General features: G+C 63.8%; 24 protein-coding genes. 20 read left to right on the forward strand and 4 right to left on the reverse strand.

What is annotated here, in order from left to right; genetic code table 11:
* Window positions 1–188: 188 nt before the first annotated feature.
* Window positions 189–1,793 carry an FAD-dependent oxidoreductase gene (locus tag EN955_RS01125; protein WP_196815403.1) on the reverse strand — a complete coding sequence of 535 codons (1,605 nt, stop codon included), beginning with the start codon at window positions 1,791–1,793 and terminating at the stop codon, window positions 189–191.
* A gap of 148 nt (window positions 1,794–1,941) precedes the next feature.
* Between EN955_RS01125 and EN955_RS01130 the strand changes: the two genes are divergently transcribed.
* From EN955_RS01130 to EN955_RS01145, 4 genes are read left to right on the forward strand one after another with little or no spacing between them, the layout of a single operon-like run.
* Window positions 1,942–2,478 carry a cupin domain-containing protein gene (locus tag EN955_RS01130; protein WP_024503990.1) on the forward strand — a complete coding sequence of 179 codons (537 nt, stop codon included), beginning with the start codon at window positions 1,942–1,944 and terminating at the stop codon, window positions 2,476–2,478.
* A gap of 11 nt (window positions 2,479–2,489) precedes the next feature.
* On the forward strand, window positions 2,490–3,266 hold the full coding sequence (locus tag EN955_RS01135; protein ID WP_024503991.1) for an aspartate dehydrogenase: 777 nt from the start codon (window positions 2,490–2,492) through the stop codon (window positions 3,264–3,266).
* Entirely contained in the window at window positions 3,266–4,063 is a 798-nt protein-coding gene (locus EN955_RS01140; RefSeq protein WP_024503992.1) for an alpha/beta fold hydrolase, read from the forward strand. Before EN955_RS01135 ends, EN955_RS01140 begins: the two co-directional genes overlap by 1 nt.
* Before the next feature lie 4 nt (window positions 4,064–4,067).
* Window positions 4,068–5,807: a cobalamin-dependent protein gene (locus EN955_RS01145; protein WP_024503993.1), complete on the forward strand. Its 1,740-nt coding sequence runs from the start codon at window positions 4,068–4,070 to the stop codon at window positions 5,805–5,807.
* A 35-nt stretch (window positions 5,808–5,842) separates the two neighbouring features.
* On the opposite strand, the gene EN955_RS01150 is transcribed toward EN955_RS01145, so the two are convergent.
* The gene (locus tag EN955_RS01150; protein WP_024503994.1) at window positions 5,843–6,589 is read right to left on the reverse strand and encodes an SDR family oxidoreductase; all 747 of its coding nucleotides are present in this window, start codon (window positions 6,587–6,589) and stop codon (window positions 5,843–5,845) included.
* Between the two features lie 103 nt (window positions 6,590–6,692).
* Here EN955_RS01150 and EN955_RS01155 point away from each other — a divergent pair, with 103 nt between their 5' ends.
* The 7 genes from EN955_RS01155 (at window position 6,693) to EN955_RS01185 (ending at window position 12,966) form a co-directional block, all read left to right on the forward strand.
* A complete protein-coding gene (locus EN955_RS01155; protein ID WP_024503995.1) occupies window positions 6,693–7,664 on the forward strand; it encodes a thiamine pyrophosphate-dependent dehydrogenase E1 component subunit alpha in 972 nt (323 codons plus the stop codon).
* A 1-nt stretch (window position 7,665) separates the two neighbouring features.
* Window positions 7,666–8,640, forward strand: coding sequence for an alpha-ketoacid dehydrogenase subunit beta (locus EN955_RS01160; RefSeq protein ID WP_024503996.1), 975 nt, complete (start codon window positions 7,666–7,668; stop codon window positions 8,638–8,640).
* Window positions 8,641–8,654: 14 nt separating this feature from the next.
* A complete protein-coding gene (locus EN955_RS01165; RefSeq protein ID WP_127218931.1) occupies window positions 8,655–9,947 on the forward strand; it encodes an alpha/beta fold hydrolase in 1,293 nt (430 codons plus the stop codon).
* Between the two features lie 64 nt (window positions 9,948–10,011).
* The gene (locus tag EN955_RS01170; protein ID WP_024503998.1) at window positions 10,012–10,335 is read left to right on the forward strand and encodes an NIPSNAP family protein; all 324 of its coding nucleotides are present in this window, start codon (window positions 10,012–10,014) and stop codon (window positions 10,333–10,335) included.
* Window position 10,336: 1 nt separating this feature from the next.
* Complete coding sequence (locus EN955_RS01175) at window positions 10,337–11,206, forward strand: hypothetical protein (protein WP_024503999.1); 870 nt, start codon at window positions 10,337–10,339, stop codon at window positions 11,204–11,206.
* On the forward strand, window positions 11,206–12,129 hold the full coding sequence (locus EN955_RS01180; protein ID WP_024504000.1) for a 3-hydroxyacyl-CoA dehydrogenase NAD-binding domain-containing protein: 924 nt from the start codon (window positions 11,206–11,208) through the stop codon (window positions 12,127–12,129). The genes EN955_RS01175 and EN955_RS01180 overlap by 1 nt, the downstream gene beginning before the upstream one ends.
* 87 nt (window positions 12,130–12,216) lie before the next feature.
* Window positions 12,217–12,966 carry an SDR family oxidoreductase gene (locus EN955_RS01185; protein WP_024504001.1) on the forward strand — a complete coding sequence of 250 codons (750 nt, stop codon included), beginning with the start codon at window positions 12,217–12,219 and terminating at the stop codon, window positions 12,964–12,966.
* A 28-nt stretch (window positions 12,967–12,994) separates the two neighbouring features.
* Here EN955_RS01185 and EN955_RS01190 read toward each other — a convergent pair whose 3' ends face one another.
* Window positions 12,995–13,747, reverse strand: coding sequence for an NAD(P)-binding domain-containing protein (locus EN955_RS01190; protein ID WP_024504002.1), 753 nt, complete (start codon window positions 13,745–13,747; stop codon window positions 12,995–12,997).
* Window positions 13,748–13,857: 110 nt separating this feature from the next.
* Between EN955_RS01190 and EN955_RS01195 the strand changes: the two genes are divergently transcribed.
* From EN955_RS01195 to EN955_RS01225, 7 genes are all read left to right on the forward strand, one after another.
* Window positions 13,858–14,631: a GntR family transcriptional regulator gene (locus EN955_RS01195; RefSeq protein WP_024504003.1), complete on the forward strand. Its 774-nt coding sequence runs from the start codon at window positions 13,858–13,860 to the stop codon at window positions 14,629–14,631.
* Window positions 14,632–14,773: 142 nt separating this feature from the next.
* Window positions 14,774–15,886 (forward strand): branched-chain amino acid ABC transporter substrate-binding protein, encoded by a 1,113-nt coding sequence (locus EN955_RS01200; RefSeq protein ID WP_024504004.1) that lies wholly within the window; start codon window positions 14,774–14,776, stop codon window positions 15,884–15,886.
* A 150-nt stretch (window positions 15,887–16,036) separates the two neighbouring features.
* The gene (locus tag EN955_RS01205) at window positions 16,037–16,987 is read left to right on the forward strand and encodes a branched-chain amino acid ABC transporter permease (RefSeq protein WP_245265343.1); all 951 of its coding nucleotides are present in this window, start codon (window positions 16,037–16,039) and stop codon (window positions 16,985–16,987) included.
* Window positions 16,987–17,982 (forward strand): hypothetical protein, encoded by a 996-nt coding sequence (locus EN955_RS01210; RefSeq protein WP_024504006.1) that lies wholly within the window; start codon window positions 16,987–16,989, stop codon window positions 17,980–17,982. The genes EN955_RS01205 and EN955_RS01210 overlap by 1 nt, the downstream gene beginning before the upstream one ends.
* Entirely contained in the window at window positions 17,979–18,809 is an 831-nt protein-coding gene (locus EN955_RS01215; RefSeq protein WP_024504007.1) for an ABC transporter ATP-binding protein, read from the forward strand. Before EN955_RS01210 ends, EN955_RS01215 begins: the two co-directional genes overlap by 4 nt.
* Entirely contained in the window at window positions 18,733–19,482 is a 750-nt protein-coding gene (locus tag EN955_RS01220; protein WP_050580477.1) for an ABC transporter ATP-binding protein, read from the forward strand. Before EN955_RS01215 ends, EN955_RS01220 begins: the two co-directional genes overlap by 77 nt.
* The gene (locus tag EN955_RS01225) at window positions 19,475–20,764 is read left to right on the forward strand and encodes an FAD-dependent oxidoreductase (RefSeq protein WP_024504009.1); all 1,290 of its coding nucleotides are present in this window, start codon (window positions 19,475–19,477) and stop codon (window positions 20,762–20,764) included. The genes EN955_RS01220 and EN955_RS01225 overlap by 8 nt, the downstream gene beginning before the upstream one ends.
* A 1,193-nt stretch (window positions 20,765–21,957) precedes the next feature.
* On the opposite strand, the gene EN955_RS01230 is transcribed toward EN955_RS01225, so the two are convergent.
* Entirely contained in the window at window positions 21,958–22,857 is a 900-nt protein-coding gene (locus EN955_RS01230; protein ID WP_024504011.1) for a LysR family transcriptional regulator, read from the reverse strand.
* 188 nt (window positions 22,858–23,045) lie between these two features.
* Here EN955_RS01230 and EN955_RS01235 point away from each other — a divergent pair, with 188 nt between their 5' ends.
* Window positions 23,046–24,329, forward strand: coding sequence for a serine hydrolase domain-containing protein (locus EN955_RS01235; protein ID WP_024504012.1), 1,284 nt, complete (start codon window positions 23,046–23,048; stop codon window positions 24,327–24,329).
* A gap of 32 nt (window positions 24,330–24,361) precedes the next feature.
* Window positions 24,362–25,243: an NmrA family NAD(P)-binding protein gene (locus tag EN955_RS01240; RefSeq protein ID WP_024504013.1), complete on the forward strand. Its 882-nt coding sequence runs from the start codon at window positions 24,362–24,364 to the stop codon at window positions 25,241–25,243.
* Window positions 25,244–25,634 lie beyond the last annotated feature (391 nt).

A 25,634-nucleotide genomic window follows, 5' to 3' on the forward strand; every position in this document is an offset into this window, starting at 1 on the left:
CATTACTCATTTGTAGTCCAGCATACTCAAACGTCCTGATCGAGCGAGAGCTGATCGATCAAAGGGCCGTCGCTGCTCCAAGTGGAGCGCCCTTTTCGTTGCTAATCGATGGTCACGGCGATCTCGTGGGACGTGCGGCAAACACTGATTTTGTTGTTTTTAAGGACGGTCGGAGATCTTCTACGCAGTCACCTGTTCTGATGCAGGATCGTCTCGGCCGCTATGAAGCCCCAAGTCAGGTTGGGGCCCAGCGTCGTGCCGGCTCCCACGGCGCGCGTGCCGATGGGGTTGGCCATGGCAAGCCCTGCCGCATAGAGGCCGGGGATGATCGAGCCGTCCGGCCTCAGCACCTGGGCTCGCTCGTTGGTGCGGGCGCCGCCCTTGGTGCCGAGGATCGAGCGATTGATCGTCATGCCGACATAGGGCGCCTTGTCGATCGGCTTCAGCCGGTTCTCAGGTCCATGTGCCTTGTATGCCTCCCAGCCATTGTCGCCGCGTTGGAAGTCTGCATCGTGTCCCTTCGCGCAAAAGCTGTTCCAGCGGGCGATCGTCTCCTCGAGCGCCGCTGCTGGCAGCCCGAGCTTGGCGGCAAGGCCAGCGATCGTATCGGCCTTCTTGATCCAGTCGCGCTCGTAGGAGGCATACCAGCGGAAAGGCAGCGACGTTTTCAGGAAGCGATGATCGCCGACGAGATAGCAGGGCAGATGGATCGGCGCGCCATCCGGCCCGCGCGCATCGATCGCCTCGCCGATGTTGAAGGCGTTTTCGCTGACAAAGCGCTTTGCGTGGCGATCGACCACGATCGAGTGCGGCTCGGCCTGGAAGGTCATAGGCAGACCGTGCGATTTTCCCTGGTAGCGCGTCGGCAGGCAGGGATAGACGTTGGCCTGATCCATGCGGTCCAATTGCGCGCCGACGGAAGCCGCAAGCTTCTGGCCGTCGCCCTCATTGCCGCGCGGGCTGCCGATCCGGTCGAAGGCGCCGGGGAAGTGGCGTGCGCGCATTTCGGCGTCCCATTCGAAGCCGCCGGTTGCGATGACGACGCCGCGGCGCGCGACGGTCTTCGTGCGTCGGCCCTTGCTCTCCACCTCCGCGCCGGCGATGCGTGAGTCCGGGTCCTGAAGCAGGGTGACGGCGCGCGTTCCCGGCTGAAAGGTGACGCCCGCATCGAGGCAGCCCTTGATGAGCCCGGTCATCAGTGCCGTGCCCTGGCCGCCGGAATTCGTCAGCCACCGCCATAGAAGCTTCGGCCAGACCTTGAACCCGGCGCGGATGGGATGGTGATAAAGATCGAGGTCGACGATCTCCTGGTAGGTAAAGCTGTGCGGCAAGGTGGAGCGGCGCAGGCTCCGCGCAAACTTGCCCAGGATACGGCGGCTGAGCGGCCTCGGCGAGAGCATGCGGCCGTAGAGCTTGCCGCCTGGCGCTTCGGCAAAGGGGTCCGGCTCGTTGATCAGGCGGAAATCAAGCGGCGTGTTGACGGACAGGAAGTGCAGCATGTCCGGCGCGGCCTTGGCGAACGCGCCCCAGAGCGCGTCTTCCTTCTGCTCCCACCCTTCGGGCGCGACCGCACGCAGATAGGCGAGCGCATCCTCGCGGCTGTCTGCAATGCCGGCTTCGGCCGCGACATGGTTGGCGGGTATCCAGACCCCGGCACCGGACATGGCCGAGGTGCCGCCCAGCCATTCGCTCTTTTCGATGACGAGCACCTTGAGGCCACCCTTGGCGGCCCGCAGCGCTGCCGAGCAGGCCGCCGATCCCGAACCGATCACCAGAACATCGTACTCGCCCATCGGCATTCCCCTGCCATCATCGACACAGCACTATAGAGGCACAAAATTTAATCTGTCTACCATTGTGTCGACACTTTTTGCGCTGTACCCTCTCCAGGTCAGCAACGCGCCCGAACGACCTTCGCAGTTCCATTCGACAGGCAGAGCCATGGACGACACCAACCTTCCACCCGCGCCCTCTGGCATCCATGTTTCCGGAACCGAAACGCGCGAAAGCTACTGGCAGCCGGTTCCCGCAAACGGCCATATCGACGTGGCGCTCGCGCCGCACATCGTCGGCATGGAGCACCCCTTCGCGCTGGGCACGCAGTCGGTAGCGCCCGGCGGCTATGTGCGCGAACACACGCATGACCGCAACGAAGAGACGGTCTATGTCATCGAAGGCCGTGGCCGCGCCGTCATCGAGGGCAAGGAATATCCACTGGAACCGGACAGCGTGGTGTTCCTGCCCAAGAATGTCCGGCACATGTTCATCAATGATGGCGACACGCGCCTACGCTGGATCTGGTTGATCGTGCCGAACGGGCTCGAGGACTTCTTTCGCCTGATCGGCAAGCCGCGCAAGCCAGGCGACCGCGTGCCGTCCAATTTCCCGCGCCCCGAAAACGTCCTGGAAATCGAGCGCAAGACGGTGTTCGGGGCAGACCTCGCCGACAAGTTCGATCCCCTGAAGCAGAATCCCTGAAGAAGCCTCGGATGGTGACGCTCGGCCTCATCGGCTTCGGCACGATCGCGCGCGAGATCGTCTCGGCTTTCCCAGTGGACTCGGTTTGCTGGGTGGCGCTGATGCGCGAAGGTACCCGCCGCGACTTGCCGGCTAATGTCAGCACTGTCACGCAGCTTGACGCGCTGATCGGTCCGCGCCCCCGGGCGGTGGTGGAGGCGGCAAGCCAGGAGGCGGTGGCCGCTTATGTGCCCGCGCTTCTCGACGCCGGCATCCCGACCATCATCGCTTCGATCGGTGCGTTCGCCGATCCGATCCTTGCCGCGAGGCTGACCGATGCTTCACGCAACGGCGGCGCACGCTTGGTCCTGCCGTCAGGCGCGTTGGGCGGCCTCGACTACCTCAGGGCGATAGCCGCGCTTCCCGAGGCGCGGGTGCGCTACACCTCGCGCAAGCCGCCGGCGGCCTGGGAAGTCGAGCTTGCCACCCTTGGCCTGTCAGCCGAGCACGACGCGGTATCGCTCTTCGAAGGCACGCCGGCGCAAGCGGCAAAGCTCTATCCGAAAAACCTCAACGCCGCCTTCGCCGTGGCGCTCGCTGCAGGTATCGACAAAGTCACAGTGCGCGTGGTTGCCGATCCGAAGGCTGCCGGCAACACACATGAAATCGAGGTCGAGAGCACCGCCGGCACCGCTTCCTTCCGCCTCGTCAACGCGCCCTCAGCCAGCAATCCGAAGACCTCGATGCTCACGGCGCTCAGTCTCGTCGCGGCGCTCGGCGAGTTGCTCGACAGGGAGGGCCTCAGCTGATGCCCTTCTTCACCGCCGCCGATGGCTGCCGTATCCACTACAAGACATCGGGAATCGCCGGCCCGCGCCTCATCCTCATCCCCGGACTTGGCGGTGACGGAAGGTTCTGGGCCGGCGTCGTACGCCTTCTCGAGGCCGACCATCGCATCATCGTCACCGACCATCGCGGCGCCGGTCGCAGCGATCGCCCCGAAAGCCCCTATTCCATTCCCCTGATCGCCAGCGACATTGCCGGCCTGCTGGCGCAGACGGGCGGTCCCGCCCATATTGTCGGGCATTCCACTGGCGGCGCCATCGCGCAGGTGCTGGCGCTCGATCATTCGGAACTTGGCCTGAGCTATACGATCAGCAGTTCCTGGGCGCGAGCCGACAACCGTTTCCGCACGCTCTTCAGCGCTCGCGCCGAGCTGCTGGAGGCCGGCCTGGCCGAAACCTATCAGCGCCTCGGCCATGTGCTCTGCCACGAACCGTCCTACCTCGAAACGCATGCCGGGGAGCTCGACGCAGCCGTCGCCGCCGCCCCTGGCACCCTGGCGCCGCTGACAGTCAGTGCTGCGCGCGTGCGCATGCTGCTCGACCATGATCGCCTTGCCGATCTGCCGCGCCTCGACGCCCCGGTTCAGGTGATTGCGGCCACCGGCGATATCCTGACGCCATCAGCCCTTTCAGAGGCGATCGCCGCTTCGATACCGGATGCCCGGTTTGTTTCAATTCCCGGTGCGCATTTTCATCCCCTCGCCGACCACCAAGGTTTTGCCGCCATCATTCGCCATTTCATTGCCAAGGCCGACAGCTAGTATCATGACCGCTGAAATCGCCCCCGCCCTCCTCGACCCGCGCCTCAAGCCTGGTGCCGACCTCCTCGCCGAAGGACGCGTCATGGCGCGCGACTGGCGCCTCGGCAGCTGCCGCTTCCTCACCGAGACTGGGATGCCGTCCGAAGCCGCATGGAAGCGCAAGGCAGCGGCCGAAAAGCGAGTCATGCAGCACGCCCACATCGGCTTCAGAAGCGTCGACCGCACCGTGGCGGCGATCGGCGAGGTGCATGAGCAATGCCGCAAGGCAGGGGTAACGGTCGACCGTTTCGGCATCACACTCGACTGGTCGATGGGATATCCCCAAGCCATGCGTGCAAAGGCCGCCCGCGGCACCGGCATCGTGCTCACCGGCCCCGAGGATTTCGCCCGCATCACCAACGCCGCGCCCGCTGCCGCGCATTTCGGCGACTTCATGCTCGGCCTGCCGGGCGCGGTGGAAAACACCCGCGCCGCGATCGCCGCCGGTGCAACGGCCATCGGCAATCTGGGGCAGTATTTCACCTTCCGGCTGCCCTACTGGGACGATGATGTGGCGACCACTGAAGCGACCGTCACCGCCCTCGGCCTGATCGCGGCCCAGGATGCCGAAATCCTTGTCCATTCCAATCTCGACGACGGCTTCGCCGGGCTGTTCATCGACATGGCCTGCGCGCTCGGCATGGTGCTGGTCGAAAAGCACATCGTCGAGGATCTGATCGGCGCGCGGCTCGGCCATTGCTACGGCCACCACTTCAGTGATCCGCTGTCGCGCGCTGCCTTCCATGCCGCACTGGTGCGGGTCAGCGATACGCCAGGCACCATGATCTTCGGCAACACCGTTTCCTACCAGTCGACCCCGGCAGGCAATTACGCAAGCCTGGCGAGTTATCTCCTGGCCGACATACTGGCTGTCGGGCGATGGCCCTCCGGCCATGCGATCAATCCGGTACCGGTAACCGAGAACCAGCGCATTCCCGATGTCGACGAGATCATCGAGGCACAAACCTTCGCGCACCGGCTCACGCTCCACGCCCCCTTCTACGACCCCGTCTTCGACTGGGCCAGGGTGGAGGCGATGGCCGATGTGCTGGTCGAAGGCGGGCGTCGCTTTGCCGGTGCCGTCATGAAGGGGCTGGCCGAGCGCGGGGTGGATACCGAAGACCCGGCCGCGCTGATGTTCGCCATCCGCCGCATGGGGCCGAAGCGCATGGAGGCGCTGTTCGGCCCGGGCGCGGACGGCATCCGCGGACGCACGCCGCTGATCCATGCCGAATGGGCCCGCGAGCTCAACCACAAGGCCGTCGCCTGGGTCGCGACGCAAAAGCCGCTGGAAAGCCCTAGACCCCTGACCGTCTGCATCGGCACGACCGACGTGCATGAGCACGGAAAATATCTCGTCGAACAGGCGCTCGAGGGCCTGGGCATCGTCATCGCCGATGCCGGTGTGGCCGTCGACCCGGAAACACTCGTCGCCCGCGCCGCCGAAACCGGGGCCGATGCCATCGCCGTCAGCACTTACAATGGCGTGGCGCTGCGTTATGCACAGGCGGTGAAAGCAGCGATGGCGGCACGCGGACTTGCCTTGCCGGTGCTCATCGGCGGACGATTGAACGAAGTGCCCAAGGAGTCCAATTCGGGCCTGCCGGTCGACGTGACCAAGGATATAGCAGACCTAGGCTGCCTGCCCTGCGCCGACCTCGACGAGATGCTGAGTGCCCTGCGTTCCATCCGGCCCGTTGCCTGAAACGGGCAGGCTTCGTCTTGCGACAGGGGCGTGCCTCACCAGGCGGTCATGCCGCCGTCGACTGTCAGGATCGAGCCGGTGGCGAAAGAGGATTCGTCACTGGCGAGCCACAGGATTGCATTTGCGATTTCAACTGGCTGCGCGACGCGATTCATCGGTGAGCGCGCGTTCAATGCCGCGACAAACCCCTGAGGATCGGGATGGGTTTCCAGCATGGTTTCGAAATAGCTCGACCAGGTCACACCCGGCGCCACGGCGTTGACGCGGATCTTGTCCGCAACATGGTCAAGCGCCATGGCACGCGTCAGCGCCGCGACGCCGCCCTTGGAGGCGACATAGGCTGCCCGATCGGCAAGTCCGACATGGGCCACGTTGGAGGCGGTGTTCACGATCACCCCGCCGCCGCGCTCGGCCATGACGGGAATGACATATTTGGAGCAGAGAAAGACGCCCTTGAGGTTCACGGCCATGAGCGCGTCCCAATCCGCCGCCGCGGTGGTGACAACCGAACCGCGTATGCCGTAACCGGCATTGTTGACCAGAATGTCCACCCGGCCGAAGGCCTCTTGCGCGCGGCGCACCATCGTCGCCACGGAGACTTCGTCCGAGACGTCCGCCTCCCAGGCCAGCGCTCCGGTCCTGCCGGCCACCTCGCCGGCCCGCGCGCCGTCGCGATCGACGACCAGAACGCGCGCGCCCTCCTTCGCAAACAGTTCCGTGACGGCCGCGCCGATACCGGCGCCGGCTCCGGTGACGATGGCCGCTTTGCCCTTCAAACGCATGATCGATCCCCTTTTCACAAACTTGTTTTGCCCTATCTTGCAGAAGCGCTTGCAAAGTGTCGACACTTTTGTATTTAATTTCGGCACGAACTCGGGGATATCGGTGAAAAACACTCCTTCCGTCGAACAACATCTGGAAATCTATCGCCGGATGCTGCTGGTGCGGCATCTCGAAGAGGGCCTTGGGGCGCTTCACAAGGAAGGATGCACGCGCGGTCCGATCCATCGCTGCGATGGCCAGGAAGCCGTCGGCGTCGCCGCGACCGCCGTGCTGGAGGCCGGCGACAAGGTCGCCACCACCCATCGTGGCCACGCGGTCTATATCGGCAAGGGCATGGCCGTACACCCGGTGGTGGCCGAGATCTTCGGGCGGGCCACCGGTGCCTGCGGCGGGCGCGCCGGCCACATGCTTGTGGCCGATGCCGAAAAGGGCGTGATCGGCGGCAATGCCATTGTCGGCGCAGGCATTCCAGCCGCCACCGGCATGGCGCTGTCGATGCAGATCCTCGGCACCGGCAATGTCGCCATGTGCGTCTTTGGCGACGGCGCCGCGCAAACCGGCATCTGCCACGAAGCCATGAACATGGCGGGGCTGTGGAAATTGCCGGTCGTCTTCGTGCTCGAACACAACCAGTTCGGCCTGACCGTTCCCTCAGAAGTCCAGTCGCCGGTCGAGGACCTGTCGATCCGCGCCGCCGGCTACGCGATGCCGGCCGAGATCGTCGACGGCAATGACGCGATGGCTGTCTACCGCGCCGTGTCGGCCATGGTCGAGCGCGCCAGGCGCGGCGAAGGCCCCGGCATGGTCGAATGCAAGACCTATCGCGTCGAAGGTTTCTCCACCTCCGACATGGGCGGCTACCAGAAGCCGGAAGACATCGCCGCCTGGAAGGCACGCGACCCGCTGCTGGTTTCGCGCAACGCACTTCTCGGCGATGTCGGCGAGACCAAGCTCGCCGACATCGAGGCGGCGGCCAAGGCCGAGGTGGCCGAGGCATTCGAGACCGCGCTGTCCGATCCCCTGCCCGAATTCTCGCTCGACGAGGCCTGCAACCCCTACAGCGAGGCACACTGACATGGCCATGATGCGGTATGCCGAAGCGCTCAATGCGGCACTGCGCGAAGAGATGCAGGCCGACCCTTCCGTTTTCGTCTTCGGCGAGGACATCGGCCGCTATGGCGGCGTCTTCAAGGTGACGAAGGGGCTGATGGAGGAATTCGGCGGAACGCGGGTGCGCGACACGCCGATCTCCGAACAGGCGCTGACCGCCATGGCCGTGACCGCCGCCATGACCGGCACGCGACCGGTGCTTGAAATCATGTATGCGGATTTCGTGCCGCTGACGCTCGATGCGCTGGTCAACCAGGCCTCGATCTACAATTACATCTGGAACGGCCAGGTCAAGATGCCGTTCGTGCTGCGTACGCAGGGCGGCGGCGGCGCCGGTGCCGGTGCGCAGCACTCCAAGTCGCTCGATTCCATGCTTGCCCACATACCCGGCATCAAGGTCGTTGCTCCTTCGACGCCCGCCGACGCCAAGGGCATGCTGAAGGCCGCGATCCGCGACGACCAGCCGGTGGTCTTCCTCGAACACAAGCTGCTCTACAACACCCGCGGCGAGGTGCCGGAAGGCGATGTGACCGTGCCGCTCGGCAAGGCGGCAACCCTGCGCGAAGGCAGCGATATCTCGATATTCGCCACCTCCAAGATGGTGGTCGAGGCCCTGAAAGCCGCGGATCTTCTCGCAGCCGACGGTGTTTCGACCGAGATCGTCGATCTCCGGTCGCTGCGCCCGCTGGATGTCAACGCCATCGTCGCCTCGATCGCGAAAACGCACCATGCCGTGGTGGTCAACGAGGGCTGGCGCTTTTGCGGCTACGCCGCCGAGCTTTCGGCAACGATCATGGATCACGCCTTCGACGAGCTCGACGCGCCGGTCGCGCGCGTCACGCTGCCGGACATGCCGATCCCCTATTCCGAGCCGCTGGAAACGGCGATGCTGCCAAGTGCCGAGAAGATCCGCGCCGCCGCGCTGAAGACGCTGAAGTGACGGAGGCGGCGGCGATGGCGACCCATCCGATCAGCATCGACAGCGCCGGCGGCGAATATATGGAAACCGTACTGGTGATCGCCTGGGCGATGAAATCGGGCGATCCGGTCAAGACCGGTGATCTTCTCGTCACCGTAGAGACAGCCAAGGCAGCAACCGAGATCGAAGCCGACCGCGACGGCTGGCTGGCCGAAATCTTCTTCGCCGAGGGACAGGAAGCGCCGGTAGGCGCCGTGCTCGGCACGATCGCGGACGAGAAACCGATGGCTGGCCAGCCAGCCTCGGTCGGGCCGGCGACAGCAGCCGCCGCGGCAGCCAATCCGCGCGAGCTTGTGGCTGACGAAGCCTCTTCCTCCATCCGGCAGCCTGGCAGCCGCCCGATCGCCAGCCCGCTGGCCCGGCGGCTTGCCGCTGCGGCCGGGCTCGACCTTGCCGCCATTTCGGGAAGCGGGCCGCGCGGACGAATCAAGAAGCGCGACATCGATGCCACCCTTGCCGCTCGCACGAACGAACAGGACGGTGCAGGCCAGCGGGCGCCAGCCGCAGTCCAGGCATCGCCTGTCGCCGCGCCGGCCCGGCAGACGGTGCCGGTGGTCCTCATCCACGGCTTCGGGGCGGATCGCTCCGTGTGGCGGCAGGTTGTCCCGTTGCTCGGGCCGGGGATCGAGACGATCAGCCTCGACTTGCCCGGCCATGGTACGGAAGCGGCAAGACCTGCAAGCAGCATCGAGGAGATCGCCTTCCTCCTCTCCGACCGGCTGGAGGGCATGGGCGTCGGCAATGCCCATCTCGTCGGCCATTCGCTCGGCGGCGCGGCGGCTCTGGCGCTCGCACGACTGGGCCGTTTTACGGTACGCTCTGTCACACTCCTTGCCCCTGGCGGGCTCGGCCCCGAGATCAATGCGGGCTTCCTTGCCGGGCTCGCCCGCGCAACAACCGTCCAGGCGCTTGAGCGATGGCTGGCGGTCATGGTCGGCGACCCCTCGGCCCTGCCGATCGGTTATGCGCAGGCCGCACTCAGACAGCTGGAAAAGACCGGCAATCGCGACGCGCTCACTGCGATGGCCGAAAGCCTGTTCCCGGACGGCACGCAGGGTTTCGATCTCGCGGGCGCGCTTGGCGAACTCGCCGTCCCGACGCGGCTCATCTGGGGCAGGCTCGATCGCGTCATCCCGGTCGCCCATGCGGCCCGCGCGCCGGGCTTCACTGCCGTTCATCTTCTCGATGGCATCGGCCATGCACCGCAGATCGAGGCACCGGCGCTCACCGCCCGGCTGATCGCCGAGACGGTGCGAAGTGCCGGCTGAGCCGACAAGACCATCGCGCCCGCGTCAAGGGCGCCACGACAGAATGTCAGAAGGAGTGCCCGATATGATCTTCGACCATCGCACCTATACCGCCCGCCCCAACAAGCTGTCGCATTTCCTCAAACTCTACGAGGACGTCGGCCTGCCGATGCAGCGGCATTATTTGGGCGAGCCCTTCGGCTTCTTCCAGACGCATATCGGCGACCTCTCGCGCACCGTGCATTTGTGGAAATATGAGAGCCTTGCCGATCGAGAGGACCGGCGCGACCGCATGGAGGCCGATCCCGAATGGCAGGCCTATCGGCGCAAGGTGATCGAGACCGACTATCTTCTCGACATGCGCAACCAGATCCTCAAACCCGTCTCCTTCTTCAATCCTGGAAAGTAAGATGGACCTGATTTTCTCTGCCGAGGGGCGCAGCTGGCCGCTGCGCCTGACTGGCGATGCCGAGCGCACGCGCCGCGCGCTGCTCTCGGCCTTGCCCATGCGCCTGCAACTGCACACGCCGAAGATCGCCGGCAGCCACATCTATTGGCATGCTCCCTTCGTCGAGGATATCGAGGGTGCTACGCATGTGCTTTCCGCGACCGCCGGCGCCTTCATCTACTGGCCGGTGCGGCAGTTCCTCGAAATCACCTTCGCGCCGCTCCAGGCGGAAAATGCCGAGATCACCGTCCTCGGCCATCTCGACGCTCCGGTGGAAGGCATTGCCGAGCTTGCCGCGGCACTGAAGCGGGACCAGGGTCGCCGTGTCCTGGAAGGCACGCTTGTCCGGTCGGATGGCGGCGTGTCCGAGCCTTCGCCGCCATCGTCGCTGCCACAGGATATCATTGCCGCTCGCAAGGCGCTGTGGGTGTCCTGTCCCGCCGACATCAGCCGGGTCACCGCGTCACGCGCCATCATGCACCCGGCAGGTCCCGTCTTCACCGCAGAATCGGAAGCGCGGGTGCTGCACGAACTCCTATGGTGGATCCGCGCCGAGCGCGGCCGGAAGGACGAATTGGTGCTGCGCCAGGCGGCAGCAATCGCGCTCGACAAGACCGCGACCCGGCTGCGCGATTTCTGCCACATGGAGGAAACGCCTGCCCTGCTTTTCCGGCTCAAGGCGGCGATGGACGGCAACTATCCGTTCGGTGCCTTGATCGACGAGGCGATCCTGGCTACCGGGCGGATCGGCGCCTGGCTCGATCTTCTCATCCCGTGGAACGACCTCAACGAGGCCTTCCGCGCAGCGCTTGACGGCAGGAGGGTCGGGTGATGGAAAAACTGACCATCGGCATTGTCGGTTTCGGCGTCATCGGGCAGCGCTGGACGGCTTGCTTTGCCCATGCCGGCCACACGGTGCGCGTGTTTGATCCGACTGAGCGGCGCGAACAGGCTTTCAATGAGGTGCTGCCTGAACTCATGGCCGACCTCGATGCGTTGAAAGGAACCTCGTACGCGCCCGGCGAGATCCATCTTTTTCCGACGCTCGCCGAGACGCTCGAAGGCGTCGATTTCGTGCAGGAGAACGGTCCGGAAGACCTGGCCCTCAAGCGCCGGCTGCTGGCCGACATCGAAGACCATATTGGCGATGAGGTCGTGATTGCTTCATCCTCCTCGGCCCTGCTGGTGTCCGACATGCAGGGTGAGTGCCGCCTGCCCGGCCGCGTCGTGCTCGGTCATCCCTTCAATCCGGCGCATCTGATGCCGCTGGTCGAGATCGTCGGCGGCAAGGCATCCGATCCGCAGGCGATCGCCCGGGCACACGCCATCTACGAAGCCATCGGCAAGAAGCCGGTAACGCTCAACTGGGAGGTGACCGGCCATATCGCCTTGCGCCTGATGGGCGCCATGTGGCGCGAGGCGATCGCTCTGGTGCGAGACGGCGTCGCCTCGGTCGAGGACGTGGATCGTGCCTTCATGTATGGGCCGGGCGCGAAATGGACCCTGCAAGGTTCGTTCATCTCCAACAGCCTCAACGCCGATGGCATCGAGGACTTCCTGCGCAAATACGGCCCGACCTATCAGGCGATCTGGGACACGCTGCTCGACGCAAAGCTTGACAGCGAGACCATCCGCGCGATCACGGCTTCGACAAATGCGGCGGTGGGCGGGCGCAGCCACGAGGAACTGAAGGCCGCGCGCGAGGCAGGCCTGGTCGGCATTTTGAAAACGGTAGCCGAACGCGGCGCGCTCTAACTCTTTGTTTTGACGCAATTCCGGACAGAAAACCGTTTCACACTTTTCCTGGAATTGCTCTGATCATCACGGTTCAGGAGAACGGCAATGGACTACCGCACTGCCCTCGTCACCGGCGCCTCGAAAGGCATCGGCGCTGCAATCGTCGAGAGCTTGGTCACGGAAGGATTGACCGTCCATGCGCTGGCGCGCAGCCGTGGCGCGCTACAGGTCCTGCAGGAGAGGCTCGGGCCACGCGTGAAACCGCTTGTCGCCGATGTGCGCGACAACGAGGCGATCGCTTCTGCGCTCGGCGCGGCGGAAATCGATGTCCTGGTCAACAATGCCGGCGGTCTGGCGACCGTGCGCCCCCTGCACGAACAGAGCGCGGAGGAAACAGCCGAGGTGGTGGCGCTGAACCTCACCGCACCCTTGCAACTCATCCGCATGTTGCTGCCGGGCATGATCGCGCGCAAGCGTGGCCACATCTTCAACCTGACCAGCACGGCAGCCAGCGGCGTTTTTCCCGGCACGACGACCTACGGTGCGGCCAAGGCCGGCCTTTCCCAGGCCGGTCGCATCCTGCGCTATGATCTCGCGGGCACCGGCGTGCGGCTGACCGAGATCGCCCCGGGCCGTGTGGAAACGGATTTCTATCTGAAGGCCTTCGACGGCGACCGCGAGGACCTGCACAAGCGCATGTACTCGCAACAGCGGCCGCTCGGCCCGGCCGACATTGCCGCCGTGCTTGCTACCGCGCTGCGGATGCCGGATCATGTCGACATCACCGAACTGACCGTCGCGCCGAGCGAACAGGCGCCCGGCGGCCATACCTATCCGCCCGCGCCGCAACGATGAGCATGCGTGGCGTCAGCGACGCCGCGCCTCAGTCCGGCTCGGTCAATTTGTCGAGCACGGCCATGCAGGCCTCCTCCCAGGCCGCAGGCACTCCGCGCGCCGAAAGCACCTGCAGACCCCGCTCGGTGATGCCGCCCGGTGTCACCAGCTCCTCGAGCATCTGATGCATTGGCTGGTCTTTCTCCTCAATCAGCCGCCCGGCGGCCACGAACGTCATCGCCGTCAGCCGGCGGCCAATTGCCGGATCGAGACCTCGCGCACTCGACCATTCAGTCGTCCTGCGGATCAGATCCTGCACCCAGCCATAGATGGCGGCATTGACCGTCGCCAACTCGAAGTCCGTTTCGCTGGCCAGAGCGATCGAGGGGCCAAGCCGGTCGAGGACCGCCCGCGCCTGCTCGAGGTCGGGGAAATAGATCGTCGGACTGGCACAGATTTCGGAAGCCGTGAACGGCATGGCGCGCACCGCGCACGCAGGCGCGACAGCAAACCGCGATAGCGCTACGCCGGCGCAAACCGAAACCATTGTTTGGTCCGTGCGCCACGGCAGGCCAGCGACCGCGTCCGGCGCATGCACGGGCCGCACCGCAACAATGACGATATCGGACTGTTCGACGAGATCGCGATTGTCGATTGCCAGCCGAAAACCGTGCCGGGCGGAGAGTGCCGCCGCCTTGCCCCGCGGCGACAGCACGATCGCCGCGGGATCAAGCCCGGAACGCAAGAACCCAGCCAGCATGGACGTCGCCAGATGCCCGACCCCAAGAATGCCTACAATCATTGTTGTCCCCCGGATTTGAACCTGCTGCTTGCCATTCACACGAAGTTGGGAAAGAAAGGCGCTCTACAAAGTGTCGACACAGCCTGCATACAAATCAGATGAGAACCGTCGTGACCGAACGAGCCGAGACCAGTGCCGATAGCGACCCGTCCCTTGCCGCTGAAGCGGAGACGCGCCGCGCAGCCGATAGCAGCGAACGCGCCTACAACACCATCCGCAAGCTCCTGGTCGAATTCAAGCTGAAGCCCGGGGAACGCATCAACGAGGTCCAGCTTTCGCGCAGCCTCGGCGTTTCGCGCACACCGATCCGCGAGGCGCTGAACCGGCTCGCCTCCGAGGGTTTCGTTTCGCTCACGCCCAATCGAGGCTTTTTCGTCAGAAGCCTCAGCACCGAGGGCCTGCTCGATCTCTACGAGTTCCGCTCGATCATCGAGTGCGCTGCTTTCAAACTGATGTGCGAGCGCGCCGACGACAGCGAAATCGACCGACTGCGGAGCTACTGGGAAGCGATCGTCGATGCCTACCCGGACCAGCCGCCGGATGTCATCCTGGCCGAGGACGAAGGCTTCCATCTGCTCATCGCCGAACTCTCCGGAAATCCGGAACTTGTCGGCCAGCTCAGCTCCATCAATGCGCGCATCCGCTTCATCCGCCGCATCCAGATCGAACATCCTTCGCATGACAAGGCACAGATCACCTCCCATTCGGCCATCGTCGAGGCCGCCGTCAAGCGCGATGCCGAGAACGGCGCGAAACTGTTGCGCGAACATATCGAAATGACCGTCTCCGCCACGCAGCAAGCGCTCAAGGACGCCTTGCTCAAGGTTTTCGCGCCCGACAATGGGGCCGAGCTGAAGCGTCGCCGAAGGGCTCGCGACGCATAATCGATATCTGAGCACAAAATTGAACGCAATAGTGTCGACACTTTCTTGACGACGATCTCTTTGTCTGCTTCGATGGGCTTACACGGGGAAGAAGACCGCAACGGCCTCCCCCTGTCGTAGTCAGCAGCTAAGGGGAACCATGATGAAAAAATCTATCGCCACACTTCTTCTCGGCGCCTCGCTTTTTGCGGCGCCGGCCATGGCCGAGCAGATTACCGTCGGAATGTCCGCGCCGCTCTCGGGCGCGCAGGCCTATTTCGGCAGCACCTGGCACAATGGCTTCAAGCTCTACGTCGACAGGCTGAACGCCGATGGCGGCGTCAATGGCGTCACCATTGCCTATGACCAGCAGGACGACAAGGCCGACCCGCGCGAGGGAACGCTCGTCGCCCAGAAATTCTGCGACAATGACAAGGTCGTGCTTGGCCTGGTGAACTTCAATTCCGGCGTCGCCCAGTCGACGCTGCCGATCTATGAAGACTGCACGCTGCCGACCATGACCTTCGGCTCCAATCCGTCTCTCACCAAGCAGGGCTACAAGTTCATGGTGCGCCCGGTGGCCAACGATCTGGCCGGCGCATTGTTGCCAGCCGAATATGCGCTGGGCAAGCTCGGCGCCAAGACAGCCGTGATCGTCAACGACAAGCAGGTCTTCGGCCAGGGCATTTCCGAAATCTTCGCCAAGAACTTCGAGACCGGCGGCGGCAAGGTCCTCGATACCATTGCCGTGGCGCCGTCCGATGTGGACTTCACCGCTGTGCTGGCCCAGATCAAGTCCAAGAAGCCCGATGCGATCTATCTCGGCGCCGTCATGCCGCAGCTTGCGCTGTTTGCCAAGCAGATGCACGAGCAAGGTATCGCCGCCGTGCTAATGGTGCCGGACGGCGGCTACACGCCGGACCTCATCAAACAGGCGGGCGAAGCCAATATCCAGGGCACGCTTGTCGCGATCCAGGTGCCGCCGATGGATGCCTCCCCCGAGATCGCCGATTTCGCCAAACTCTACAAGGCGAAGTATGGTGAGGAAGCCGGCCCGTATTCGATCTACGGCTATGTACAGGGCCAGATTTTGGAACAGGTGCTGAAGACGACGAAAGGCCTCACGCGTGAGGACCTCAACGCGGCATTGCATGCAGTCAAGGCGAAGACCGTCGTCGGCGAGCTGGAATTCGACGAAACCGGCGAACTCAAAGTCGCCCCATCCTACCTCTACAAGGTGGAGGGAACGGGCTTCCATCTCGTCGGTTCGAAATAGCAGCCAGACCGCCGGAGCCGCATCGCTACGCGCGAAGCGGCTCCTTCACCTGTTGACGGGCGTGCCTGCCGCAAGTACGGGCGGCCACGTCGACCATTCCCCTTCCCGGTTCGACCGGTCCATGGGGTTGCAGGCACAGGACGCCGGCCCATGCTGGGAAATCTTATCCAACAAACGGTAAATGCCCTGACCATCGGCTCGATCTACGCCTTGATCGCGCTCGGCTACACCATGGTCTACGGCGTGTTGCGCATGATCAACTTCGCCCATGGCGAGATGTTCATGCTCGGCGCCTATGTAGCGTTTCTGGCGCTCAGCCTGCTGGTCGGCGATGTCGGGATGTCGGGCGCGCTGGCGCTGACCGCGGCCTTTCTCGTGGCGATCTTCCTCGTCGGCCTCATTGGCGTCGGCATCGAAAGGGTTGCCTACAAACCGCTGAGAAGCTCCACCCGGCTCGCGCCGATGCTGTCCTCGCTCGGCGTCTCATTGTCGCTCGTCACCGGGGTGCAGATCCTGGCCGGCCCACAGCCGGTCGCCTTTCCCAGCTTCTTCCCCGTCGTCCGGTATCAGGTGATGGGCGGCACCATCACCTTGATGCAGATCGGCATCCTGATCGCCGCCTTCGTGCTGATGTTCGGCCTGCATGTCCTGGTCAACCGGAGCCGTATCGGCATCATCGTGCGCGCCGTATCGGAAAGCCGACCGACCGCACAACTGCTTGGCATCAACGTCAACGGCGCCATCTCGATGGTCTTCTTCGTCGGGCCGCTTCTCGGCGCTGCCGGCGGCATCCTCTATTCCAGTTACTATGGCATCATGTCGCCCAGCATGGGCGCCGTCATCGGGCTGAAGGCCTTCACCGCGGCCATCCTCGGCGGCATCGGTTCAATCCCCGGCGCCATGCTCGGCGCCTTCATCCTGGCTTTCATCGAAGTGTGGGGAACCGCGCTGCTGCCCCTTGTCACAAACGGCGTGCTCGGCACCGAGTATCGCGACGTTCTCGCCTTTGCGATCCTCATACTCGTGCTTCTGGTCCGTCCTGCCGGTATACTCGGCGAGGCCGTCTCCGAGGAAAGCACCGTGTACAAGAGGGAATTCTGATGGCCGCCGCCGACACTCTCGCCGCGGCCCGGCCGCGTGCGAACCGGACCATCTCCTGGCTCGTCTTCGCCATCGCGATCGCGCTGATCATGGCCACGCCCTTCCTGCCCAACTACCATGTCCGTGTCCTCAACAGCCTGCTGATCTACATCCTGCTCGGCATCGGCCTGAACATCGTGATCGGCTATACCGGGCTGCTGGATCTCGGCTTCGTCGCCTTCTACGCGGTCGGCGCCTACAGCTATGGGCTGCTGGCAAGCCCGCAGCTCGGCCTGCATATGCCGTTCCTGCTCATCCTGCTCGTCGCCGCCTGCCTGGGTGCGGTCACCGGCATATTGCTCGGCATTCCGGTGTTGCGATTGCGCGGCGACTATCTGGCCATCGTCACACTTGGCTTCGGCGAGATCATCCGCATCATCATCAACAATCTCGACTGGCTGACCGGAGGGCCGCAAGGCATTGCCCGGCTGGACAAGGCGTCGATCCTCGGCATACAGATTGCCCGGCCGATCGACTTCTTCTGGCTGCTGCTGATCACCGTGCTCATCGTCGGCACCGTGGTCTGGCGGCTCGAGCGCTCCATCCTCGGCAAGGCCTGGGCGGCGATCCGCGAGGACCAGGACGCCGCGCGCGGCATCGGCATCAACACCACCAATGCCAAGCTTGCCGCTTTCGCCACCTCGGCCACGATCGGTTCCATAGCCGGCGCGATCTTCGCCGCATCGCAGCGTTTCGTCAGCCCGGAAAGCTTCACGCTGCAGGAATCGGTGCTGATCGTGCTGATGATCGTGGTCGGCGGCATCGGCAACATCTTCGGCATCGTCGCCGGCGCGGCAATCCTGATCCTGCTGCCGGAGCTGCTGCGCGAATTCGCCGAATGGCGCATCCTCTTCCTCGGTCTTTTGATGATCTCGCTGATCATCGCGCGCCCGGCCGGCATCGTGCCGCGCAGCTTCGGGCCGGAGAAACTGATCCGAGGGCTTTTCGGAAAATGACGCTGGTCTTTCAGAGCCTTCGCAAGGTGTATGGCGAGGTCGTCGCCATCGACGACGTGTCGACCGACTTCGCTCCCGGCATGATCCACGGCGTGATCGGACCGAACGGCGCCGGCAAGTCGACGCTGATCAACATGACGGCTGGTTCCTACACAGTGTCGTCGGGCTCGATCACGCTCGACGGCAAGCGTCTCGACAAACTCAAGAAATACCAGATCGCCAATTCGGGAATTGCCCGCACCTATCAGAACATCCGCCTCTTCGACCAGATGTCGGCGATCGAGAACCTTGAAGTCTGTTTCTATCCCGCCGAGGTTGCGGCCGCCTGGAGCGAAGTGATCTGGCCACCCTATGCCAACGCCCAGCGCCGGCGCCGGCGTGAGAAATGCATGGAAATCCTAAGGTTTTTTGACCTTCAGGGCTACGCCGACGTCGATGCCGGGGGCCTGCCCTATGGCCGACAGCGCATGCTGGAGATCGCCCGCGCCTTGGTCGCCAATCCGCGCGTCCTGCTGCTCGACGAGCCCGCCGCCGGATTGAACCACCACGAGACGGCGGAGCTGACGGCAAAACTCACCGCGTTGCGTTCGCCCGACCGGATCATGATCGTCGTCGAGCACGACATGGATCTCGTCATGACGCTCTGCGACAGCATCATCGTCATGCATCACGGAAAGCTGCTCTTCCGGGGCACGCCCTCCGAAGTGCAGGCAAGCACCGACGTCCAACTCGCCTATCTGGGAACCGCCAATGACATCGACGACATCCGGGCCGCTGCTCAGGATCGCCGGGCTCAGCTCGGGATACGGACGCGTCGGCGTTCTTGAGGCCATCAGCATTGACGTCGATCCGCACGAGATCGTCGTCATCCTGGGTCCCAACGGCGCCGGCAAGACAACGCTGCTCAACTCAATCTCCGGTGTTGCGCGGCCCTCCGCCGGCAGCATCGCCTTCGAAGGCCGCGATATCACCGGGATGCGGCCCGAACAGGTCGTGCGTCTCGGCATCACCCACTGCCCGGAAGGCCGCCAGATCTTCCAGCGCCTGACGGTGGAGGAAAACTTGGTCGCGGCCCATATCGGTCGCGGCGGGAAGAGTTTCGAGGCGTTGCGCGCCGAGGTGTTCGAGCTGTTTCCTGTGCTCAAAGAACGGCGCAACGGCATGGCAAGCCGCATGTCCGGCGGCCAGCAGCAGATGCTGGCGATCGGGCGCGCGCTTATGGCCGAGCCGAAGCTTCTGATGCTCGACGAGCCGTCTCTCGGTCTTGCCCCGAAGATCGTCCACCAGATCTTCCGCATCATCCTCGACCTGTCGCGCAACGGCATTTCGATCCTGCTCGTCGAGCAGAACGTTCAGCTGGCGCTCGAATGCGGCGACTACGCCTACCTGCTCAACACCGGCAAGGTGAAGCTGCATGGCCCGGCGCAGGAAATGGCCGCGCATTCGGCCCTGAGGGAACACTATCTCGGCGGCGCCAGCGAGGACGTCCTTCATGTTTGAGGTCGACTGGAAGACGCCGCATCTGTGGCGCAAGACCGCGAACAGGCGCCCGGCCGCACCGGCACCGCAAGGCGACCTGAAGACGGACGTGCTGGTGGTCGGCGGCGGCTTCACCGGCATGGCCGCGGCACTCGGCGCGCGCGACAGCGGCGTGAACGTCATCCTGCTTGAGAGCAACGAGATCGGATCGGCAGCGTCGGGCCGCAACAACGGCCTTGTCATCTCCCACCATTCCAAGGCCTCGCCGGCGGAGTTCGAGGCGGTCTACGGCAAGACGATCGGTGAGCGCTACAATCGCATGGTTGCGGATGCGGCCGGCGTCGCCTTCGGCCTGATGCAGCGCTTCAACATAGACGCCCACCAGGTTCAGGAAGGCTGGATCCAGCCCGCTCACACCGACACCACGCTTGCCCGCGCGCGCCAGTTCTACGAAGAGTGGAAAGCCTTCGGCGCCAATGTTTCCTGGCTTGACCGGGCCGAAGCCAGCGCGCGCATCGGCAGCCCCTATCTCGGCGGCTGGATGGTGCACAATTCCGGCCACATCAATCCGTTCGCCATGACCATTGGCCTTGCCGGCGCCCTTGAGCGCGAAGGCGTGACCATCTTCGAGAACGCCGCGGCGTCTGGCATCGAGAAGGTGGAAGGCGGCTGGCGCGTCTTCACCGCAACGGGAAGCGTCACGGCGCCACAAGTGGTGCTTGCCACGAATGCGCTTACCGGCGACCTCTGGCCTGGGCTGAAGAAGACACTGATGCCGTTCAAGGTTTTCCAGGCCGCGACAAACCCGCTGCCGGAAGGCCTGCGCACCCAGATCCTTGTCGGCAACCCCGCGGTGTCCGACATGCGCAACGACATCCGCTATTTCCACTACGACGTCGACGGCCGGCTGGTGAGCGGCGGCACGCATACATTCTGGTTCGACGAGGCCGACCGCGGTTGCGCCAAGGTCTCGAGCATGCTGGGCAAGGCTTTTCGCGCATTCGGCGGCGAACCGCCGATCGTGGAATACTGGCATGGCACCTTTGCCGTGGTGCCTGATCGCAGACCTCGCCTCTATCGCTTGGCACCCGGCCTCGTGTTTGGTGGCGTCTATTCCGGCCGCGGCGTGGCATTGGCAATGTCACTTGGCCAGGAAATCGGCCGCTGGGCGGCAGGCCGGCGCCGGGACGAGCAGATGCCTTTGCCGGTCACCAACATGAAACCGGTTCCGTTCCATCCGGTCGCCGTGCAGGTCGCGAACCGCATGCATCTCTGGAACCGCTTCAAGGATCGAAGCTCTTGATGACATTACAGACCGACGATGCTGATTTTTGTGCCGGCGGCTTGATGGTCCAGCCAAGGTGTTGTCTTGGCACTTCATGTCATGGGGCGGCGGCAGTCCCTCTCCAGGATTTGAACCAATGCGCGCGGCACTGTGAGCACCGAGCCCCCAAGCCCCGCCGAAAACTCGTCGCGCCGGAGTCCTTCAAGCTCCGCCACCAAGGCTTTCAGGCTGCGTGTCAGCGTCTCCCTGTCCATGCCAGCGTTCAGCCCCCGATTGCCACGACCGCGAGCGTCGTCGCCCGCCGCTGCGTCTCGCGCTTTGTCAGTGCCCCGAGCCATACCCGGAGAGGGGTTGATCCAAGGTTGCGACCTGCCCGGCAGGGATTCGCATCTGGAAGAAGAATCCCGAGTCTTTGCGCCATAGATACGTCGCCCGCTCCAGGTGTGCGTTTCTGGATAAAGGCGATAATTACACAATATAATAAAAGACTTAGGTAATGGTGGTGCTGGCAGTCACTAGCGAACCAGTCTCTGTCTGATTTTCCCTGTTAGGCGCCGAACACAGCGAATTCTCGGCGATTCTTGACGCCCGAGCCAAATTCGACCTTAAATCCCGGAGCGGTTTCAATCTCTTGGGAGGAAATTCCCTATTCGGCCTAACAGGGAAACGAAAGCGCCCTAACAGGGAAGCGACTCGGATCTCGAGGGTTGTAAATGCGCCCTTGCTTGACTTTGAGCTGCGTTGCGACTGGGTTGCGTCATACCCGCCAAATCGCACAAAACCCAGATGCAGCACACTTTCACCCGCCAAGGATTGTATGACCTCGTTTGGTCGACGCCCATTGTCACGCTCTCTGAGCGGTTTTACGCCTTGGGAATGGCCCACGTAGACATCCTGGCGTCAGATGAGATCAGGACCAAAGGCTGACGTGGCTGGGTACGGGAGACTTTGGACTTCCGTTGGCATGTGGTCTGTCGGCTAAAGATTTTGGCAAGTCATCACGAAAAAGCAGATAAGAGCCAATTCCGAATTTCAAGCGGCCCAACCAGGCGATGATATCCAGCGGCTGAGGCGTCGATTGCATTTCGGCCGCTCGACCGATGGTGACCGGCTCCCCGTCGGCTCATATGATCGATATGGAACACCATCATGCGAGGCGGCAAGCATTTTTTCCGGCGGCAGCTAGGGCCGTGCGGCAAGAATGCCCCGCGTTACTCCGCCGCGATCCGTTGAACAAAATCCAGAAAAGCGCGCACTTTTGCAGGCGGCATGTGGCGTGACGGATGATAGGCGTAAAGCGGAAACTGCTCGTCTGACCATTCCGCCAGGATCGTCGCGAGCGCCCCGCTCTCAAGCCACTCGTCGAGGCCGATGGCAAGGCTCTGGAATATGCCTTGCCCCGCGAGACCGGCCGCGACGGCGGCGGAGGGATCGTCCAAGACCAACCGCCCCGACGCCTTGATCTCGATGGCCCCGTTATCCCCTCGGAATTCCCAGGTGAACGGCCGCCCGGTCTGCGGGTCGCGGAATAGGATGCAATCGTGGTGCATCAGGTCGTGGGGCGTGGCTGGAATGCCGTGACGGTCGAGATAGCTTGGGGCGGCACAGGTCAGCACCGGGACGTCCAGCAGTTTGCGCGCGATCAGCGAGGATTCGTCCGGCGGACCGAAGCGCACGGCGACATCCGCGCCGCTCATCAACTCTTCGCGATAGTTGCTGGTGGTCAGATCGAGCGACAGTGCGGGGTAGCGTGCCAGGAATTCACCGATCCTCGGCGCCAGCACCATTCGCGCGAACCAGGGATCGATCGATACCCTGAGCCGCCCGCCCACGAATGCCGCCGAACCGGCGGCTTCGGAGGCCGCCTCCTCCAGTCCGGCCAGCAGCGGCATTATCCGGGCATGGAAGCGCGCGCCCTCCTCCGTCAGCGTGACCTCGCGCGGATTGCGGTCGAACAACCTGACACCGACACGTTGTTCGAGCCTCGCCACCGCACGGCTGACCCCCGATGGCGTGAGACCGAGAACATCCGCGGCCCGCACGAAATTGCCCGCTTCCATCACCGCCCCGAAAACGCCGACCCCGGTCAGCAGCCGCGTGTCGAAACTCATGCCCTAACTCCGTTGCAAGGTCGATGATCGTTAATGGCCCATCATGATGATTTTGAGTCATCTTATCTTTGATTTTATTGCGCGTGAATCATCGCGTCGCTTCCCATAGATGATTTTTGAGCGCCGGGACGGCGCCGGCGGCACACCGGACCGCGGAAGTCTCCGACCTTGCGAGAAGGAATTCATCCATGAATGCGATCTCACGCAGAAGCCTGTTGGCGCGTGGCGGCCTTTTGCTGGCGGCGGGCGCCGCCGCGGTGAACACGCCGGTTCACGCACTGGCGGCCAACCGGCAAGCGCGGTCCGGCAACTTCAAGTCCATCAACATGGCCATGGAACAGGCGGTGCGCGACGGGATCGTCGCCGGCGTCGTTGCCACCGCGGCAGGACCAGACAGCATGATCTACGAAGGAACCTTCGGAAAGGCCAGTACGGCCACCGGAGCAACGATGCGCGCCGATACGGTATTTTGGCTGTTGTCCATGACGAAGGCCTTCACCGCCACGGCCTGCATGCAGCTAATCGAGCAGGGCAGGATCAATCCCGAGGACGATGCGGCGAAATATCTGCCGGAACTCGCCAATCCGATGGTGCTGGAGGGCTTCGACGGCCACGGCCAGCCGCGCCTGCGTCCGGCCAAGCGGGCCATCAAGGTGCGTCACCTGCTCACACACACCTCCGGCTATACCTATTCGATCTGGAGCGATGCACTAACCCGCTACGAGAACGTCACCGGCATGCCGGACATCGCCACGTGCAAGAACGGCGCCTTCCTGGCACCGCTCGAATTCGACCCCGGCGAACGCTGGCAATACGGCATCAGCATGGACTGGGTCGGAAAGCTGGTTGAGGCGGTCAGCGACCAGTCACTGGAAGTCTTTTTCCGCGAGAACATCTTCGCCCCGCTCGGCATGACCGATTCAGGCTTCCTGATCGGAAGCAAGCAGAAGGCCAGGGTCGCCACCTTCCATAACCGTCGCGAAGACGGCGGCCTGACGCCCGCGCCCTTCGAAATGCCGCAGCGGCCGGAATTCTTCATGGGCGGCGGCGGCGGCTTCAGTACACCGCGCGACTACATGGCCTTCCTGCGGATGCTGCTGAACGGAGGCACTCATAAAGGCGTACGGGTGCTGAAGCCGGAAACGGTCGCGTCGATGATGCGCAACCAGATCGGCGACCTCGACGTCCATGCCATGAGGACTGCCCAGCCTGCCTATTCGCGGAGCTTCGACCAGTTTCCCGACGAGCCCCACAAGTGGGGATATTCGTTCGACATCAACACGCTGCCCGGTCCGAACGGTCGGTCGGCAGGCAGCATTTCCTGGGCCGGCCTGCTCAACTGCTATTTCTGGCTCGACCCGGTCAGGAAGGTGACCGGCGCCATCTTCACCCAGCTCCTGCCCTTCTACGACCAAAAGGTCGTGAAGCTCTACGGCACATTCGAGCGCGGCCTCTACGACGGCCTCGCCTGATCCATCCCGATTTCAACACAAGGAGACATATCATGTATGCGATTACAGGAATAACTGGCAAGGTCGGCGGCGCGCTGGCGAAAGCCCTGATCGAAGCCGGAGAACCGGTCCGTGCGGTGCTGCGCGATCCCGCCAAGGCGGAAATCTGGCGCAAGCGCGGGTGTGAAATCGCCTTCGCCGAGATGGGCGCCGCCGCCCAGCTTGCTGCCGCCTTCAAGGGCGCCACTGGCGTTTTCATTCTGCCGCCGTCGGAATTCGACCCTGCGCCCGGCTATCCGGAAGCGGCCAAGCGGAATGAGGTGCTGACGACCGCTCTCCTTGCTGCGCGCCCGGAAAGGGTCGTCTGCCTCTCCACCATCGGCGCCGACGGGGAAGTGGACAATCTGTTGAGCCAACGGGCGATGCTGGAAGAAGCCCTCGGCGAGCTCGATTTTCCCGTCACCTTCCTGCGGCCCGGCTGGTTCATGGAAAATGCGGCCTGGGACGTCGCGCCGGCCCGCGACGAAGGCGTGCTGCACAGCTTCCTCCAGCCGGCTGACAAGACCTTCGCCATGGTGGCGACGCAGGATATCGGCCGGCTTGCCGCCGATCTGATCCGCGAGGGGTGGACCGGCAAGCGGGTCGTGGAACTTGAAGGCCCGTCGCGGGTCTCGCCCAACGATCTCGCCAATGCCTTCGCGTCGGCACTCGGGCATCCGGTGCGGGTGGAGATCGTCCCGCGGGAAAGCTGGGAGGGCCTGTTCCGTGCCCAGGGTACGCGTAACCCACAGCCGCGCATGCGCATGCTCGACGGCTTCAACGAAGGCTGGATCGACTTCAAAGATAACGGACAGAACAGCGTCAAAGGCAAGACACCTCTTGTGGAGGTGATCGCGGCGCTTGTCCGGCAAGCCGCCGCGACCGAGGCCGTTTGATTCCACCCTGAAAACACAGCAGACGGCACGGACATCCGCCGCCGCCCCCCTCGCAACTTGAAGGGAACTATGATGGAACGGCTGTGTAACGAGAATGCGGACACACGACCAACTGGTGCCCCCGAAATTGGCCGAAGCGACCCTTATCGGGGCTATGCTGGAAACAAAGGCTGCCGGCCTAGCTCCTGCGGCTCGGATCGCTATCGGCGCCGTAACCGGCCGGCCCGCTATGTAGCCTTCGGGCAGAGCGAGTTCGCCGCATCGCTCGACATGCCGATTTGGCCTCTTGGATTGAGAGCTAGGACCATCCTCCCTTTCCACCCTCTGCAATCTATGATCCGCTCCCGCCCACAGGAGGATCGCATGGCATTACCTGTTATCGGGGCTGGGT

This window comes from Mesorhizobium sp. M7A.F.Ca.CA.001.04.2.1 (assembly GCF_003998485.1).
Classification (GTDB): Bacteria; Pseudomonadota; Alphaproteobacteria; order Rhizobiales; family Rhizobiaceae; genus Mesorhizobium; species Mesorhizobium ciceri.